Annotated in this window: 12 protein-coding genes; 7 read left to right on the forward strand and 5 right to left on the reverse strand. The window is 60.6% G+C overall.

The window, feature by feature from the left end; all coding sequences use genetic code 11:
- Positions 1-7: 7 nt before the first annotated feature.
- The 3 genes from BAC01S_RS28905 to tssB form a co-directional block, all read right to left on the reverse strand.
- Complete coding sequence (locus BAC01S_RS28905; protein WP_027797873.1) at positions 8-2,359, reverse strand: type VI secretion system Vgr family protein; 2,352 nt, start codon at positions 2,357-2,359, stop codon at positions 8-10.
- 84 nt (positions 2,360-2,443) lie between these two features.
- Positions 2,444-3,976 (reverse strand): type VI secretion system contractile sheath large subunit, encoded by a 1,533-nt coding sequence (gene tssC / locus BAC01S_RS28910; RefSeq protein WP_027797874.1) that lies wholly within the window; start codon positions 3,974-3,976, stop codon positions 2,444-2,446.
- A 76-nt stretch (positions 3,977-4,052) separates the two neighbouring features.
- Positions 4,053-4,565, reverse strand: a complete 513-nt coding sequence (gene tssB, locus BAC01S_RS28915) for a type VI secretion system contractile sheath small subunit (protein ID WP_027797875.1) — start codon at positions 4,563-4,565, stop codon at positions 4,053-4,055.
- A 554-nt stretch (positions 4,566-5,119) separates the two neighbouring features.
- Between tssB and tssK the strand changes: the two genes are divergently transcribed.
- The 6 genes from tssK to tssE all read left to right on the forward strand — a co-directional run bounded on the left by tssK (position 5,120) and on the right by tssE (position 12,866).
- A complete protein-coding gene (gene tssK / locus BAC01S_RS28920) occupies positions 5,120-6,472 on the forward strand; it encodes a type VI secretion system baseplate subunit TssK (RefSeq protein ID WP_027797876.1) in 1,353 nt (450 codons plus the stop codon).
- The gene (locus BAC01S_RS28925) at positions 6,469-7,200 is read left to right on the forward strand and encodes a DotU family type IV/VI secretion system protein (protein WP_027797877.1); all 732 of its coding nucleotides are present in this window, start codon (positions 6,469-6,471) and stop codon (positions 7,198-7,200) included. Before tssK ends, BAC01S_RS28925 begins: the two co-directional genes overlap by 4 nt.
- Positions 7,197-8,972: an OmpA family protein gene (locus BAC01S_RS33075; protein ID WP_043204098.1), complete on the forward strand. Its 1,776-nt coding sequence runs from the start codon at positions 7,197-7,199 to the stop codon at positions 8,970-8,972. Before BAC01S_RS28925 ends, BAC01S_RS33075 begins: the two co-directional genes overlap by 4 nt.
- 92 nt (positions 8,973-9,064) lie before the next feature.
- Entirely contained in the window at positions 9,065-9,550 is a 486-nt protein-coding gene (locus tag BAC01S_RS28935) for an Hcp family type VI secretion system effector (RefSeq protein ID WP_027797878.1), read from the forward strand.
- A 135-nt stretch (positions 9,551-9,685) separates the two neighbouring features.
- Complete coding sequence (tssH, locus tag BAC01S_RS28940) at positions 9,686-12,421, forward strand: type VI secretion system ATPase TssH (protein ID WP_027797879.1); 2,736 nt, start codon at positions 9,686-9,688, stop codon at positions 12,419-12,421.
- A 13-nt stretch (positions 12,422-12,434) separates the two neighbouring features.
- Entirely contained in the window at positions 12,435-12,866 is a 432-nt protein-coding gene (gene tssE / locus BAC01S_RS28945; protein WP_027797880.1) for a type VI secretion system baseplate subunit TssE, read from the forward strand.
- Between the two features lie 64 nt (positions 12,867-12,930).
- Here the strand turns inward: tssE and pobA are convergent, their stop codons facing one another.
- On the reverse strand, positions 12,931-14,121 hold the full coding sequence (gene pobA / locus BAC01S_RS28950; protein WP_027797881.1) for a 4-hydroxybenzoate 3-monooxygenase: 1,191 nt from the start codon (positions 14,119-14,121) through the stop codon (positions 12,931-12,933).
- A 179-nt stretch (positions 14,122-14,300) separates the two neighbouring features.
- Between pobA and BAC01S_RS28955 the strand changes: the two genes are divergently transcribed.
- Positions 14,301-15,173, forward strand: a complete 873-nt coding sequence (locus BAC01S_RS28955; protein ID WP_027797882.1) for a helix-turn-helix domain-containing protein — start codon at positions 14,301-14,303, stop codon at positions 15,171-15,173.
- A gap of 80 nt (positions 15,174-15,253) precedes the next feature.
- On the opposite strand, the gene BAC01S_RS35415 is transcribed toward BAC01S_RS28955, so the two are convergent.
- Positions 15,254-15,638 (reverse strand): hypothetical protein (locus BAC01S_RS35415; protein ID WP_218001803.1); only part of this gene is annotated, 385 nt, incomplete at its 5' end.

The raw sequence follows: 15,638 nt of genomic DNA on the forward strand, positions 1-15,638 counted from the left end.
GGATCTCCTATGCTCGTGGCGTTAGCGCGCTGCGGCTCTGGGCAGCATCCGATCTGCAGTCCTTGCAGACCCCCTGCGGCAGTTCCGGCATTGGAGCCTTGTCGCTTGCAGCCGAAGGTTTGTCCCACGACGCGCATTTCTCGAGAATGTCACCTGGCGTACCATTTTCGATACCGTTTGGCGTCACTTTGATATATGAGCCTCCCGCACCGATCCAGACCTCCTTTGCTGCGCAGAGAACCAGCTTGCCGTTGACGCTGGATATCTTCAGATCCTTCAACGCGCTGATTTCCATTGCATCTGTCTGCGCCTGGATTTCAACTTTTCCCTTTGCGGCAAAGAATTTCATCCCGCACTTTTGCGCGAACATCGATATGGCTTCACCGGCAGCGACCGTGAATTTCTTGAAAACACCAATATCTGCCGCACCGCCGGCGCTTACCGCGAGATTGCTGGTTGCAGCCAATTGAAGATGCTGACCGCTGGTCAGCGCGATACCATCCGGCGCTGATGCCAGAATGACGGCGCGTTGTAATCCGTTGAGCCGTTGCTCGAGAAACTGCCGTTGCTGGTCAAGTTCCGCCAGGTGGGCACGAGCGGCCTGCGCGCTGGCAGTCAGGTTGTCCATCAGCGAATAGGCATCCTCAAGTTGCGCCTTCGCAGTGACCATATCCAACTGCTTGCCGCTGGCGCCTTCTTGGGCCTCGGAGGAAATAAGTACGCCCTTTGCCCCCCGCACAGACACGTGCTCGTCGGTACGCAACTCCACACCCTGCCCCCTCTCCTTGCGATCCGAATCGACCATATGCCCAAGATTGAGCTCGCTGGTCTGGAACGGGGTCGTCAGGTGAATATGCTCAATACCTTCCTTGTCCTCCATGCGCAACTCATTCTGCGCGGCCGTGCGAATAAGATTGCGGGTATTGTTGAGATTGTTGACGAGATCAGGATGCAGGCTGTCGTGCATCGCACCGATGATGATCGGACGATTGGGGTCGGCGGCCGTAAATTCCAGCGCCACTTCCGCTGAGTCGATCAGCGGGAAGTGGTGACCATAGTTGTCGCCGCTGTAGGGCTTGGCAAAGCGCACAGGCCGGCTCGTGCCCCCCGGGCTCCACTCGTCCAGATCGAACGGCAGCTTGATGACGTACCAGCCCTGTTCCGTCAGATACGCATATTTGTAGTTCCCGGGCGAGGTGATACGCGCTGGCAAGATGCCCTTGATCTCCGGCTTCACGATGGATTCCATCGATGTGCGCCAGACCCGGTCCGAAGGAATCCCTTCGAACTTCACCTGATAGGACTTGTTGCGCCCGCCATGCGAAGTCACCGACGTGATGAAGATCCCGTACTTTGCGTCAACCGGCGTCGGATCGACTCGCATGACCTCCCCGGCCTCCAGCCAGAACGGATTGCCCCTGCCGATGAATGTCACCTGATTCGCAAGATGCGCCTCGTGTCGCAGACGGGCGATACGCTGCCCTTCTTCTGGCGTCTCGTAGTGCTCACCCCAGTGATAATCAACCGCATTGGTGGTCTTGTCGCCGCGTGCCGTGTTCTCTTCGACCAGCAACGATACGTCGGCCTGACGGTGGTTGTAATCATGCAAACGCACCGATTGCGGCACACGCTGGGTACGCCGCCGCAGCGACTTGATCGCGTCCGCGCCCACGCTCTCGAGCCCCGCATCACGACGATACGGCACCGTACGCTGCTTGCGCGCATACGCGTCCAGATCGTCGCCGAACACCAGCACGGCGTAATCCTTTTTTTGCTCCCAGCGAAACCAGATGCCCTCTTCCGCGCAGATGCGCTGGATGAACACGAACGTTGTTTCGTGGTACTGCGTGACGTACTCGTGCCGCTTGTACTCGCCGCGCAGATTGAACTTGAAGTCGACACCCGCCCGGTAGCCCTCATGTCGTAGCGTGTCGGTAATGATCTCTTCAATCGACTGCTTCTGGAACAGCCGGCTCGTCTTGCCCCTGTTCAGGTCTGCCATTGCGGGCTCGAGCCTGACGCGGTAGCGCGTCTCGTCCGCCGAGGTCTCGAGTTCATCGAACTTCGTGATGATGCCGTGGACGGTCTGGGCGGGCGGTTTCGCGCTGAACTTCTCCGCGTTCTCGCCGAACATGCGTTGCAGGTGACCGATGTTCGGGTCGATCGGATCTATGGTGAATCTAGCCGGACGCCCAAGCACCTGATCCATAGGAATCCCCGCCATCGGGCTTGTGAATTCAATCTCGTACCAGTACAGCTGGCTGATCTTGTCCTGGCCAGCAAATTTCACGATCGAGAACGGCGCCGGCTGCGGCGCCAGCTTCAATTCATAAGCCTGTGACGGCATGAGCCACGACATCGAAAACCTCCCGGATTACGCAATAACAGCAAATGCCGCCGGAGCGCGCAGAACGCTCCGGCGGCAGGTGCGGGTAACGTCAGATCAGCTCTTGGCCTTGGGCATCTGCGACACCAGCGAGAGGCCAATGTCCATGCCCTCCACCTGGAAGTGCGGGATGATGAAGAGCTTGATGCGGAAGAAACCCGGGTTGTCCTCGATGTCCTCCACCGTCACCTTCGCGTCGCGCAGCGGGTGCGAAGCCTGCAGCTCGTCGCCTGGGTCCTTCATCTCGGTCACGAGCCCCTTGATCCAGTTGTTCAGCTCGAGCTCGAGCAGGCGCCGGTCCTTGGTCGTGCCGATGTTTTCGCGCTGGATCAGCTTCAGGTAATGCGCGATGCGCGAGAGCAGGAAGATGTACGGCAGGCGTGCATTGATGCGGCTATTCGCCGTCGCCTCCTTCGTTTCGTACAGCGCCGGCTTCTGGGTCGAGTTGGCCGAGAAGAAGCAGGCGAAGTCGTGGTTCTTGTAGAAGGAGAGCGGAATGAAACCCAGGTTCGCGAACTCGAACTCGCGCGTCTCGGGAATCAGCACTTCCGTCGGGATCTTCGGCTGCACTCCCGTACCAAGGTCGTACAGGTGAACTGGCAGATCCTCGACTTTGCCGCCCGCCTGTGGGCCGCGAATCTGGACACACCAGCCGTTGTTCACGAAGCTGCGGGTCATGTTCGCCGCGAACGCGAAAGAGGCATTCACCCAGCAGTACTTGCTGTGGTCCGGGCCTTTCACCGCTTCTTCATAGTTAAAGCCTCGCACCGGCACCGTGTCCTTGCCGTACGGCAGACGGCCGAGTGTGCGAGGCATGGTCAGGCCAATGTAGCGGGCGTCGTCCGTGTCGCGGAAACTCTTCCACTTCGTGTACTCCGCACGGTCGAAGTAGTTGGCGATGTCCTGGATGGCCGCGACCTCTTCCATCGTGTTCTTGCCGAAGAACTTCGGGCCAACCGAACCGATGAACGGCATATGCGCGGCGGCGGCCACCTTCGAGATGTTGCGCAGCAATGCGATGTCCATCGGCGAGTTGTCGAACTCGAAGTCGCTGATCATCGCGCTGACCGGCTGGCCGCCCGGCGTGTCGTATTCCTCGATGTACGTGAGGCGATACAGGCCGCTCTGGATCAGTTCGGGCGTGTCTTCGAAATCGCGCTGCAGCGCTTCCTTCGATACATCAAGCACCTCGATGCGCGCATTACGGCGGAAGTCGGTCTTCGAAACCAGCATCTTGAGACCGCGCCAGCGCCCTTCGAGCGCCTGAAATTCGGGGCTATGCATCACCGCGTCGAGTTGCCGGCTGATCTGGCGATCGAGCTGGCCGATATGGAAGTCGAGCAGCGACTTGTCGAGGCGGTCGACCGGTTGGCTCGACTTCGCAACCAATTCGAGAAACGCGCCCATGCCTCGTGCAATACGCTCGTCGGCCGACGCCTCGGAAAGTGCGTCGTTGTCCCGGAACACCTCAAGCGGGCGCGCTTCGGAGACGGGCTTGAGGTTGATCTTGTTGCATAACGCCGCATAGACGCTGTCATGCTCGAGCACGACGGTTTCCGCTTCGCCCTGCCGGGCTTTATTCTGACTCATTGCAATTCCTGTCTGCGTGTGGTCCAACACAACCTGGTTATGGAAAGCGATGAAGGCCGATTTCGACCGTCGATGCTCAGGCATGCCCTTCCGGCTGGGTGGCCGCGGTTGCGAGTTGCGCCAGTTCGCCGCGCAGCTTGTCGGACAGGCGTTTATCTTTCAGAATTTTTTCGAACTCGCGACGGAACGTGACGTTGTCGAGCAGATTCGATTTGAGGTCGCGCAGCAGGTTGCGCATCGCCAGCAGCGCCTGTAGTTCGGGGATCTGGCGCGCGACCTGCTCGGGCTCGAAGTCTTTCATCGAACGGAGCGAGAGGTTCACCGGTAGCTCGGAGCCGTCGCCTGCGAGCGTGTTTTCAGCGGCGAACTTCAGGTCCGGTGCGTAGTCCGCGAGCACCGAATCGAAATTGTTCTTGTCGATATTGACTTTCTTGCGCTCGGCCAGCGACGCCTGCTCGCGGCCGGCGCTGAAGTCGCCTGCAACCAGCAGCTTGAGCGGCAGTTCGACTTTCTTCTGCGCACCGCCTGTATGTAAATCCAGGGTGATCGAAACCCTTGATTTTGGGATTTCCCTCTGAAAGCTATCCATCAATACTCCTGAGTTTATGAATTCATAAGGCCCGCACGGCACATCGGGTTAGTCATGGCCACACACTCTTCGCACGAGTCAATGCACGTGTTCGATTTGGCAATGGGGATCATGACGACATTCCATGACGTGGCCTCCACTTTTCAATACATCTCGCCGCGACATATTAGATTGACTTAACGCCACCACATCAAAACATGTCGGCCGGATGCAATTCTTTTCAAACACAAAATGACGTGAATTTCCAAATAAATCATGAAATTAAGCAGGGTTTACCGCGCAACGGCATGGGCAAAATCATAGCGATTAAAGGGACAGTGTGAACGAAAATATGTCTTTTCAGCACCGTCAATTGTCGTGATTTGTGACGAGAATCAAGAATCCTCAGGATGTCACATAAATTAAATTGCGATAGCCAATTTGCATGTCTCACGGGGAATTGTCAAATTGCATTGATTTGCACGGAGATCAACATTTCCAGTTTACAGAAACAGAATTTCAAATTTAGAATCCGCCAATTGATAGCAGTGAAAGCGTAGTCATAAAAATTAACCATGCGTATCGAAAAACCACTTTTTCACGACGGGCTAATCCTTACACAGCAACATTTCCAGCAACAGGAGCGATGGCTGGAGTTCGCGCTGCAACAGTTTGTTGCAGCGGCATTTGCCGAACCGTGGGGAACGTTGTGGGTCGATCCGGATGAGGAAGTGCTGGCGACCGGGCGTCTGAAGTTCACGCGACTCAAGGGGCGCTTCCCCGACGGCACGCCGTTTGACACGACAGTTAGCGATATGCTGCCGCCCGCGCGGGATCTGACCCAAGGCATTCCCGCCGACCGTCAGAGCGTGGTCGTATTCGCCGCCCTCGCGCTGCTGGATGCCAACGGCAACAACTGCCGGTTCGACGAGGCCACGCTCGCGCGACCGCGGCGTTCATACCGCGAATTCGTGAAAGTCACCGACCTGAACGGCACGCACGAAGCAGAGATTGCGGCCGAGCGCCATGCAATCCGTCTGCTCTTCGACTTTGAACCTCACGCCGACGACACGGTGTGCGCCATTGCGCGTCTCACGCGCTCGACGAACGGCCAGTTTCAGATCGATCGTCGCTTCGTGCCGCCGTGTCTCACGCTGGGTGCGCATTCGCGCCACATTGAACGGATCAATCGCCTTGCCGACATTCTGCAGGCAAAGAGCATGGCGCTTGGAGCGCGTCGCAGCGAGCGCATCGAGCAGGTCGCGGAGTATGGCGTGGCCGACGTGCAGCTCTTCTGGCTGCTGCACTGCATTCATGCAGCGTGGCCTCAGCTGCGGCTATACGCGTCCCATCCGGCACGGGCGCCCGAACAGTTGTACGTCACGCTGGCCCAACTCGCCAGCGCGCTGATGACGTTTTCAACGGACGCGCAACTCACGGATATCCCGTCTTACGACCATGCTCGCGCCGATGAGGTGTTCGGCAAGCTCGAAACGATGATACGCGAGCTGCTTGACGCCATCATTCCGTCGCGTGTGGTGTCGATTGGACTGGCCCGCAAGAACCCGACCACATGGACGGGGCAGTTCCTCGACGACCGCATCATTGAAGGGACCGCCGACTGGTATGTCTCGGTCAACGCGACGCTGCCGGCATTCGAACTTGTTGAGCAGTTCCCGCGGCTGTGCAAGATCGGCTCTCCGGACGACGTCGAGCACATCGTCAATTCAGCGTTGCCTGGCATCCCCCTGAAGGCCGTTCAGCGGGTACCCGGCGCGATTCCGGTGCGTCTCGATAACCAGTACTTCGCGCTGGACGCCACCAGTGACGCGCACGCCAGAATGCTTGCCGCGCGCAACTGCCAGGTCTATCTCCCGGCGTCGATACCCAACGCCTCGCTTGAACTCTACGCGGTACTGCGCTCATGAGCACTCTGACTTCCTGGCGCCCGCTACGCGCTCCGACGAACACCCTGCGCTCTGGCGATCACACCGCCGGCGGCGGCATCCGTGATCTGCTGCGCGATACCGCTCTGCTCGTGACTTCGCTCGGCGAGGGCGGAACGGTTCCGGAGGCCGGCGCATTTCGCGAGCGCTGTCACCAGATCATTTCAACGTTCTCGGACGCGCTGACTCAGCGGGGCTACCCCGCCAATCTCCGGCAGGAAGCCCTGATTGCCCAGTGCGGGCTGCTGGATGAAACCGCCCTGTGCCATCTGTCGGCCGAAAGCCGCCCCAGTTGGGAACTCAAGCCACTGCAAGTCGAGTGGTTCAAGGTACACGATGCAGGCGAGCAGGTCATCGCACGCATTGAGGTGCGTCTGCGTGAGGCGTCACCCAATGTCGACCTGCTCGAATACTACGTCGCAGTCCTCGGCATCGGCTTCAAGGGGCGTTATGCACGTGACGGAGAATCCGAGCGGACAGCGCTGATTTCAGCGCTCAATGCACGCCTCGCCAAACTTCGCCCGGTTGCAACACAAGCCTTCATTGCAGATCAAGCGGGACGTAGACTCTCCGACTGGTTCTACAGGCTTTCGCCGTGGGTCATGGCGGGACTGGCGTGTATCGTTGCGGCGATCGTCTGGGGTGTGGGCAGTGTGGCACTCGATACCCAGGTTGGACATATCGCACCCGCAAAGGTCAGCCAGCCGTGAAATCCGATCTGCCTGTGCTGACTTCCCGGCCGCTTCAGGTGAAAACTGCGCGCCATGAGGGACTTGGCTATCCGTTCCGGCTCATGGCGGTATTGGCGGGTGTACTCGCGCTCTCGGTGATCTGGCTCGTGGCGCAGCTGCAATCGGGTGTTGCGTGGATGCTGACGGGTGCGGTCTCGATCGTCGTCGCGCTGCTCATGATTCGGCGCACAATTCAGCTGTCGGTTACCAGGGATCAGTGCAGCCACGTGTTTGCCGGACTCGGTGAAGCGACGGCCGATATCCCGGTCGGGCTGCGCACACGCATGCCACTCGTGCTGGTGATCGGCGATGATCTGCCGGCACTGTTCAACCGGGATGGGGAGGAGCGCTTCGTCCACGTTGGCGATGGCGCGATCTGGCTGCGTATCGACCGGCCGCAGGATGCTGCGCGCCTCGCACCGGCTCTGCGCCAATGGCGCGATGGTCGCGCACCGGACGCAGTCATGCTATCGGTCGTACCGGGCCGTTATACCAACGCCGACGTTCTCACCCAGTCGCTGCGTCTCGCGCGCCAGGCGGTGGCGGACGCGGCGCGACGACTGGGCTCGCGCCCTCTTCCCGGGTATATAGCGGTTTATCAGCGACTCACTGCTGCCCCGGCAGATCTCTCGATACCTCAGTGGTACGGTGTTTCCTCAACCACTAACGTGATCGACGCACAGCGCATCGAGGCTGTCGTTCGCGCGGCGGAAGATGAAGTCGGTCGCACGGCTGAAAATGTCCTTTCTGCCGCCACGCGCGCTGCGGCCCTCGCGTCGGTTACCGGTTGGACACAGCGTGTCGTCTTTCACGCCCTTACCGATCGGCAGCAACCCGCTCCGCCTTGGGCACTCTTCGGTGCAGGCTGGATCGACTGTGGGCCTCAGGGGGGCGCGGGCAACCCGTGGGAGCGCGACGTGCAGATGTGGACCCGCGTCGACCGTGCGGCAGCCAGCGCTTCACTCAGGCCGTGGCCGCTTCCCCAGCCGCTCATCCAGGCGATGCCCCAGCGATTCTGGATGTCGCCGCGCATCTTCGCCTTCGCCCATGCGGCGGGACTGCTGGCATGCGCACTTGCCCTGTCATTCTTCTTTTCCACCCGTCACAACCAGAGCCTGCTCGCGCGCATTGGCACGGACCTCGGTCGTTATTCGATGATCCGGGCCGACCACGATGCTGCCCGACGCGAGGCGTTGAAGGTGCTCGTCGCCGATCGCGACGAGCTTGAGCGTTACGCACGCACCGGCGTTCCGTTGCCTCTTTCATTCGGCCTGTACCGGGGCGCGCGGCTGATTGCACCGCTCGACGCGGCGATCGCCTCCTATCAACCACCACCGCCGCTTCCCCAGATCGTGACGCTTGACAGCATGTCGCTCTTCGACAGCGGCCGTGCACAACTCAAGGACGGCTCGACGCGCGTCATGGTCAACGCGCTAGAGATGATCAGAGCGCATCCCGACAAGCGGATCCTCGTGACGGGCTACACCGACAACGTGGGCGACCCGGACAGCAATCTGAAGCTTTCGACGGCACGTGCCGAGGCTGTGCGCGACTGGCTCATCGACGCCTCGGGTCTTGCTGCTACACAGTTTGCCATTCAGGGCTACGGCGATACCCGATCTCTTGCGGACAACGACACGGACGCCGGGCGGGCAAAAAATCGCCGCGTGGAAATCACGCTTGTCCCTGATGCGCAGCAGGCTTCCGTACGGAGCGCAGCAGTGCCGGGTGCGGCCAGTGCAGGCAAATAACGCGGTTTAGTCCCCGAAGCGAGGGCTTCGGGATTGTGTAGCCCGGTAACTGATTCCGGGCGCTTGTTGCTGTAAGAAGAAGGGAGTAAGAAATGGCAATTCCGTCATACATGTGGCTCAAGGACGATGGTGGCGCTGACATCAAGGGCTCGGTTACTGTCCAGGGTCGCGAGGGCAGCATCGAGATCACCGCGTTCGAGCACGGTCTGCACATTCCGACCGACGGTAACACAGGCAAGCTCACGGGAACCCGCGTGCATAAGGCGATCACGCTGACCAAAGAAACCGACGCCTCGACGCCGTATCTCTACAAAGCCGTGACGAGCGGCCAGACGCTGAAGTCGGCCGAGATCAAGTGGTACAAGATCGACGACGCCGGAAAAGAGAAGGAATATTTCAACACGAAGCTCGACAACGTGAAGGTCGTCTCGGTCAGCCCGGTGATGTACGACATCAAGAACCCGGACTACGAGAAGCACAACCATCTCGAAGAAGTCGAGCTGCGCTACGAGACGATCACCTGGTCGTACAAGGACGGCAACATCATCCACAAGGATACCTGGAACGAGCGTTCCTGACCCGTGCAAGCGGTGGGAGGTCAGTTTCGCAGACTACCTCCCTTTGCCGGCCTGAGTCTGTGGGCTGGCCATTTTATTGCCAGGGACAGCCGCCTTCAGCGGGCGCTGCCCCTTCACCTATGTGAACGCCCGAACATGACCGTGCACTACGACCGAAACCGCTTCTCCCGTGACGCGAACCAGCTCCTGCAGCGGCTCAATCCTTACTGTGCGAATGCGCTGGAAGCCGCGGCAAGCCTGTGTCAGGGACGCCTCTCGGACGAGATTTCGGTCGAGCACTGGCTGCTCAAGCTCATCGAGGCCGGCGACGGCGACATCCCGGTCGTCATGAACCACTACGATCTGAACGTCGACGCCGTGTGGGATGCGCTGCTCAAGACCATCGATTGTTCGCCGCGTAACCTGCGTGGCCGCCCCAGCCTCTCTCCGCAACTGGCCGTCGTTCTCCAGGACGCCTGGTTTCATGCGTCGACCGGGATCATTACCGGTGACCCGATGATCCGTTCCGGCAACGTTCTTCAAGCCATTGTTGAAGCACCGCACGTGCTTCGCGCGACCAACGCCTGGCAACTGCTGTCCGTGAGCAGCGCGCAGATTCAGCGCCTGCTGCCGCGCCTGGGTTTGCGCACCCGCGAGAACGAGCGGGAGGAATCTGAAACCTTGCCGGAGCTGCCGGCCAGCGCAGCCGGAACCAATGTGCCGGATCCCGCACAAGCCGCGCCGGAAAACAAACCGGCGCCAGCGGTAAAGCGCAGCGTCGAAGGCGATGCGCTTGCTCGCTTCGCAATTGAGTTGACGGAAAAGGCGCGTCGCGGGGAAATCGATCCCGTGTTCGGTCGCGATCGCGAGATCCAGCAGATGGTCGACGTGCTTGCTCGCCGCCGCAAGAACAACCCCATTCTCGTGGGCGAGCCGGGTGTAGGCAAGACCGCGCTCGTAGAAGGGCTGGCGCTGCGCGTGGCCGAAGGCACCGTGCCGAATGTAATCCGCGATGTGCGCATCCTCACGCTGGATCTAGGTTTGCTGCAAGCCGGCGCAGGTGTAAAGGGCGAATTCGAGCAGCGCCTGAAGACCGTGATTGACGAAGTGCAAGCCTCGGCCGTGCCGATCCTGCTATTCATCGACGAAGCCCACACCCTGATCGGCGCGGGTAATGCAGCGGGCGGTGCCGATGCGGCCAACCTTCTCAAGCCCGCACTCGCGCGCGGCGAACTACGCACGATTGCCGCAACCACCTGGTCGGAATATAAGGAGTACTTCGAACGCGATGCCGCGCTCGAACGGCGCTTCCAGACGATCAAGGTCGAGGAGCCCGACGATGCGGTCGCGTGCCTGATGTTGCGAGGCCTGAAAGATCGCTATGCGAAGTACCACAACGTGCATATTCGTGACGAAGCGCTAGTAGCTGCCGTCAAGCTCTCGCGCCGCTACATACCCGCGCGGCAGTTGCCCGACAAGGCCGTCGACTTGATCGACACGGCCGCGGCGCGTGTACGCATGGGTCTCGAATCGCCACCACCCGAACTGCAACGCGAGCGCGCCGCGGTCGCCGCGCTCGAGCTGGAGCTCGCGACACTTGAAGACGACGAACGTGCCGGTATTGAAACCTTCGGTGGGCATCGCGCCGCGCTGGCCACGGCACTCACCGATGCGAAGGCCGGCCAGGAGAATCTGCAGCGCCGCTATAGGCAGGAACTTGGCCTTGTGCAGGCCTTGCTGGAGCAGCGTGGCGCAGCAGCGGCTGGCGAGAATGCCTTGCTCGCACAAACGCACGAAGCGCTCGCGCGAGCGCAGGGCAAGGCACCGCTGATTTTTGCCGATGTGGACGCGCAGGCTATCGCGCGCGTGGTGGCGGAGTGGACCGGTGTGCCGGTCGGTAACCTGCTCGAGGACGAGCTCCAGGGTCTGCTTACGCTCGAAGCCCAGCTCGCCAAGCGAGTCGTCGCACAGGACGACGCGCTTGCCGCTCTCGCCGAAAGCCTGCGCACGGCGAAAGCAGGCCTGAAGAACGAGCATGCACCGCTCGGCGTATTCTTGCTCGCGGGCCCCTCGGGGATTGGCAAGACGGAAACGGCCCTCGCGCTGGCCGATCTGCTCTTTGGCGGAGAGGCCGCGCTGACCACGATCAACATGTCGGAGTACCAGGAATCGCATACGGTTTCGCAGCTCAAGGGGTCGCCACCCGGCTATGTCGGATATGGTCGGGGCGGTATCCTGACCGAGGCCGTGCGCCAGCGTCCGTACAGCGTCGTGTTGCTCGACGAAGTCGAAAAGGCGCACCGCGACGTACTGGACATGTTTTATCAGGTGTTCGATCGCGGCACCATGCGAGATGGCGAAGGCCGGGAGATCGACTTCCGCAACTGCGTCATCCTGATGACGTCCAATCTCGGCAGTGAGCAGATCGACGCGGTCACGACCGACAGCCCGGATATCACACAAGCAGCGCTTCTTGATGCGATCCATCCGCGGCTCGTCGCTCACTTCACCCCTGCGCTGCTCGCGCGTTTTCAGACCCTGGTGTACCGACCACTCGACGTGGCCGCGCTCGCTGCCATCGTGCGGCTGAAACTTGCGAAGGTCGCCGAACGACTGCGCCGGCAGCATGACGTCGAACTTGTCTGCGACGATTCGCTCATCGGAACGATGGCCGGGCTGTGCCTTGCGCGTGAATCGGGCGCGCGCAACGTCGACGCGTTCCTCAACCAGCGTATCCTGCCCGCGGTATCGCGCGAGCTGCTTACGCGCATGGCAAGCGGCGGCGCCCCGGCGAAGATTCTCCTGTCAAGCACGGCAGAGGGTAGCCTGACAATCGACTTCGTCGATCACGGCCAGTCCGCCTCGGTCACGCCAACAACAGCGGCCGCCTGACGGGAGCGACACCATGCCCGCGGGACCCTCCCTTTACGACATGTTGCTTGGCCACATCGACGGCGAGCCACTCGAAAATCACGATGACAATACGCTCGAGATTCTGAGCGTTCAGGCAAATATCAAGCGGATCCTGAACACGCGGGCCGGCGCCCTCAAACATGTTCCAGATTATGGATTGCCCGATCTGACCAACATCTACAGGAATCTGCCCGCGTCGACTCATGACCTGCGCAATCAGATCGAGAACGTCCTGCTCAAATTCGAACCCCGCTTGCGCTCGGTTGAAATCGAGATCAACGACAGGCCCGATTCGGGGTTGCTCGTGAGCTTCACAATGGTTTGCCGGCTCAAGAAAGCGGGGTTGGTGAGGTTCGGCACGTATTTCGAACCGCCACGGCGTATGCGTATCGAGCGGCTCATCAATCTCCAACGCGACCGTTAGCCCATGTTGATGTGACCACGAAAGTATCATTCATGGTGGCGCCCCGCTCCTTCGCACCAACACATCACTCAATCGCCTCATACGGCAGCCCGACATAATTCTCGGCGATGGTCTTGAGCCCCGCCTCGGACCCCGTGTAATAGTCGTAATCGGTACGCTGCATGCGCTTGTCGAACGCGTCGCGGTCGGGGAATTCGTGCAGCAGATTGGTCATGAACCACGAGAAACGCTCTGCCTTCCAGACGCGCCGCAAGGCGATCGACGAATAGCGTTCGAGCAGTTCGGTGCGTCCGTCGCGGTACACCCCGCGCAGAATGCGGTACAAGGTGCTCACGTCGCTCGCCGCCAGATTCAAGCCCTTCGCGCCCGTCGGCGGTACGATGTGCGCGGCGTCGCCGACAAGGAAGAGCTTGCCGTACTGCATCGGCTCGACCACATAGCTGCGCAGCGGCGCAACGCTCTTCTCGAGTGAAGGGCCGGTCACGAGATGGTTGGCGATATCGTTCGGCAAGCGAGTCTTCAGTTCTCCCCAGAAACGCTCGTCGGACCAATCCTCGGCCTTCTCGGTCAACGGCACCTGAAGGTAATAGCGGCTGCGGGTCATCGAGCGCTGGCTGCACAGCACAAAACCGCGCTCGTTATGGGCGTAAATCAATTCGTGGTTGACCGGCGGCGTATCCGCAAGCAGACCGAGCCAGCCAAAGGGATAGACGCGCTCGTAATGCGCCAGCAGGTGCTCGGGAATGGTCTTGCGCGATACGCCGTGGTAGCCGTCGCAACCCGCAATGTAGTCGCAGTCGAGCCGGAACGTTTCGCCATCCTTCTCATACGTCACATAGGGGTGTTCGCCCTTGACGTCGTGCAGCTGGACGTTGCCGGCTTCGTAGATCGTCGTCGCCCCGCTCGCGGCGCGCGCGTCCATCAGGTCATGCGTCACCTCGGTCTGGCCGTACACGAGCACCGAAGCGCCGCCCGTCAGCCGCTTCAGGTCGATACGGTCGCGCCGGCCGCCATAAACCAGTTCGATGCCGTCATGGACGAGGCCTTCCGCATCCATGCGCCGGCTCACGCCGGCTTCGCGCATCAGATCGACCGTGCCCTGTTCGAGCACACCCGCGCGAATACGGCCGAGCACATAGTCGCCGGATTGCCGTTCGAGGATCACGTTGTCCACGCCCGCTTTGGTCAGCAACTGTCCGAGCAGCAGCCCGGATGGCCCGGCGCCAATGATCGCAACCCTGGTTTTCGTCTCCATCTTCTCCTCCGTCTCAGCTCATTGCCGCGTTGCGTTGGGGCAGAACTCCCGCTGCGGCATCCGTCATCGATGGACTGTATTTTTTGTCAAACGCCAAGCTTTGATAAGGCACAATTCCGCACTAAAATTGTACTTTTCAAATATCCGTCACGACTGCCGCGACGCTCCGGCGAACGGAAATGGCTCATTCGACTCTGCAGAATATTCCCGTCTTCAAGCTGTATGGCGAAGGCGCCGAGTGGCGAACCCCGGACCTGCTGCACTGCGAGTCGATTCCGGAGCGCAGCAGCCTTCACGACTGGGAAATCCGCAGCCATCGGCACGCGGATCTGGCGCAGCTGCTGTACGTGCAACGGGGCACGGCCGTTCTCGAGGTGGAGGGCGAAGAGACGCCGATCGACCGCCCGTCGCTTCAGGTCGTTCCGCCGATGTGCGTTCATGGCTTCCATTTCAGCCCGGAGGTCGATGGATTCATCATTACGATCGCGGCGCCGCTGATCGGCTGGCTTCACGAGCAGTGCGACAGGCGGCGGCCTCCCTTGCAGTACCCCGGCTGCTACCCGGTAGGCGACGACCAGCCGTGGCTGGACACGCTCTGCGCCACGCTGAACCGCGAATATGCGAACCCGGCGCCGTCACGCGATCTGCTGCTGCGTTCGCTCGTTAGCGCGCTGGTGGTATGGGTGAGCCGGCGCGACTACGAACGCAATGTGGCGAGCGAACACCTCGATCGCGGCCGGCACTATCTGGGCGCGTTCTCCAGACTCGTCGAAAAGCACTACCGCGAGCATCTTTCCATCAGTCAGTACGCCGCCTTGCTGGGCGTCACGCCGGTGTATCTGAATACGGTTTGCCAGCGCGCCGCCGGTCAAAGTGCGCTTTCGATCGTACACCAGCGGCTGCTGCTGGAGGCCAAACGCAATCTGGTTTACACGACGCTGAACGTGAGCCAGATTGCCGATCTGCTCGGTTTCACCGAACCCGCCTATTTCACGCGGTTTTTCAAGCGGCTCACGGGCACGACGCCGAATCACTTTCGGGCACGGAAGTGATCCGGTTTCCGCATCGCGGCAAACGTCGCTTCGGTGCCTGCGCCTGTCGCCAATTCATCGGCGCTATTTCATCCGACCTGTTACCTGAGCGTTTTTCCGCGCTCGGATGATGTCGGTGTCGGTCTCGGCTGAATATGCTGATTGATCGCCCTCTTGTTGGTGATTTCGCTCAGGTCGAGGCACGGCGGCACGTCCAGGGGCAGCAGCCGCGCAATGAAGGTGGCGTTCCCCGCTGCCTTTTCATTAGTAGTCCATGATTGATGAGGAACGCCGTGTTCTGCACGAATGCGATGTCGCGATGGATGCGCTTGAGGCGTCGATGCTGGAAGGTAGATACCGGTCGATATGCTGAGGAAGACGCTACAAGCTTTTGTGTCCGAACTTCGCGACTGCGGCCGGCCTGCAGCCGGATTGACGCAGGCCCTGGATGAAGCGCTGCGGATTCGGTCCCGCAAGCGGGAAAAC

The organism is Paraburkholderia acidipaludis NBRC 101816, assembly GCF_000684975.1.
Classification (GTDB): Bacteria; Pseudomonadota; Gammaproteobacteria; order Burkholderiales; family Burkholderiaceae; genus Paraburkholderia; species Paraburkholderia acidipaludis.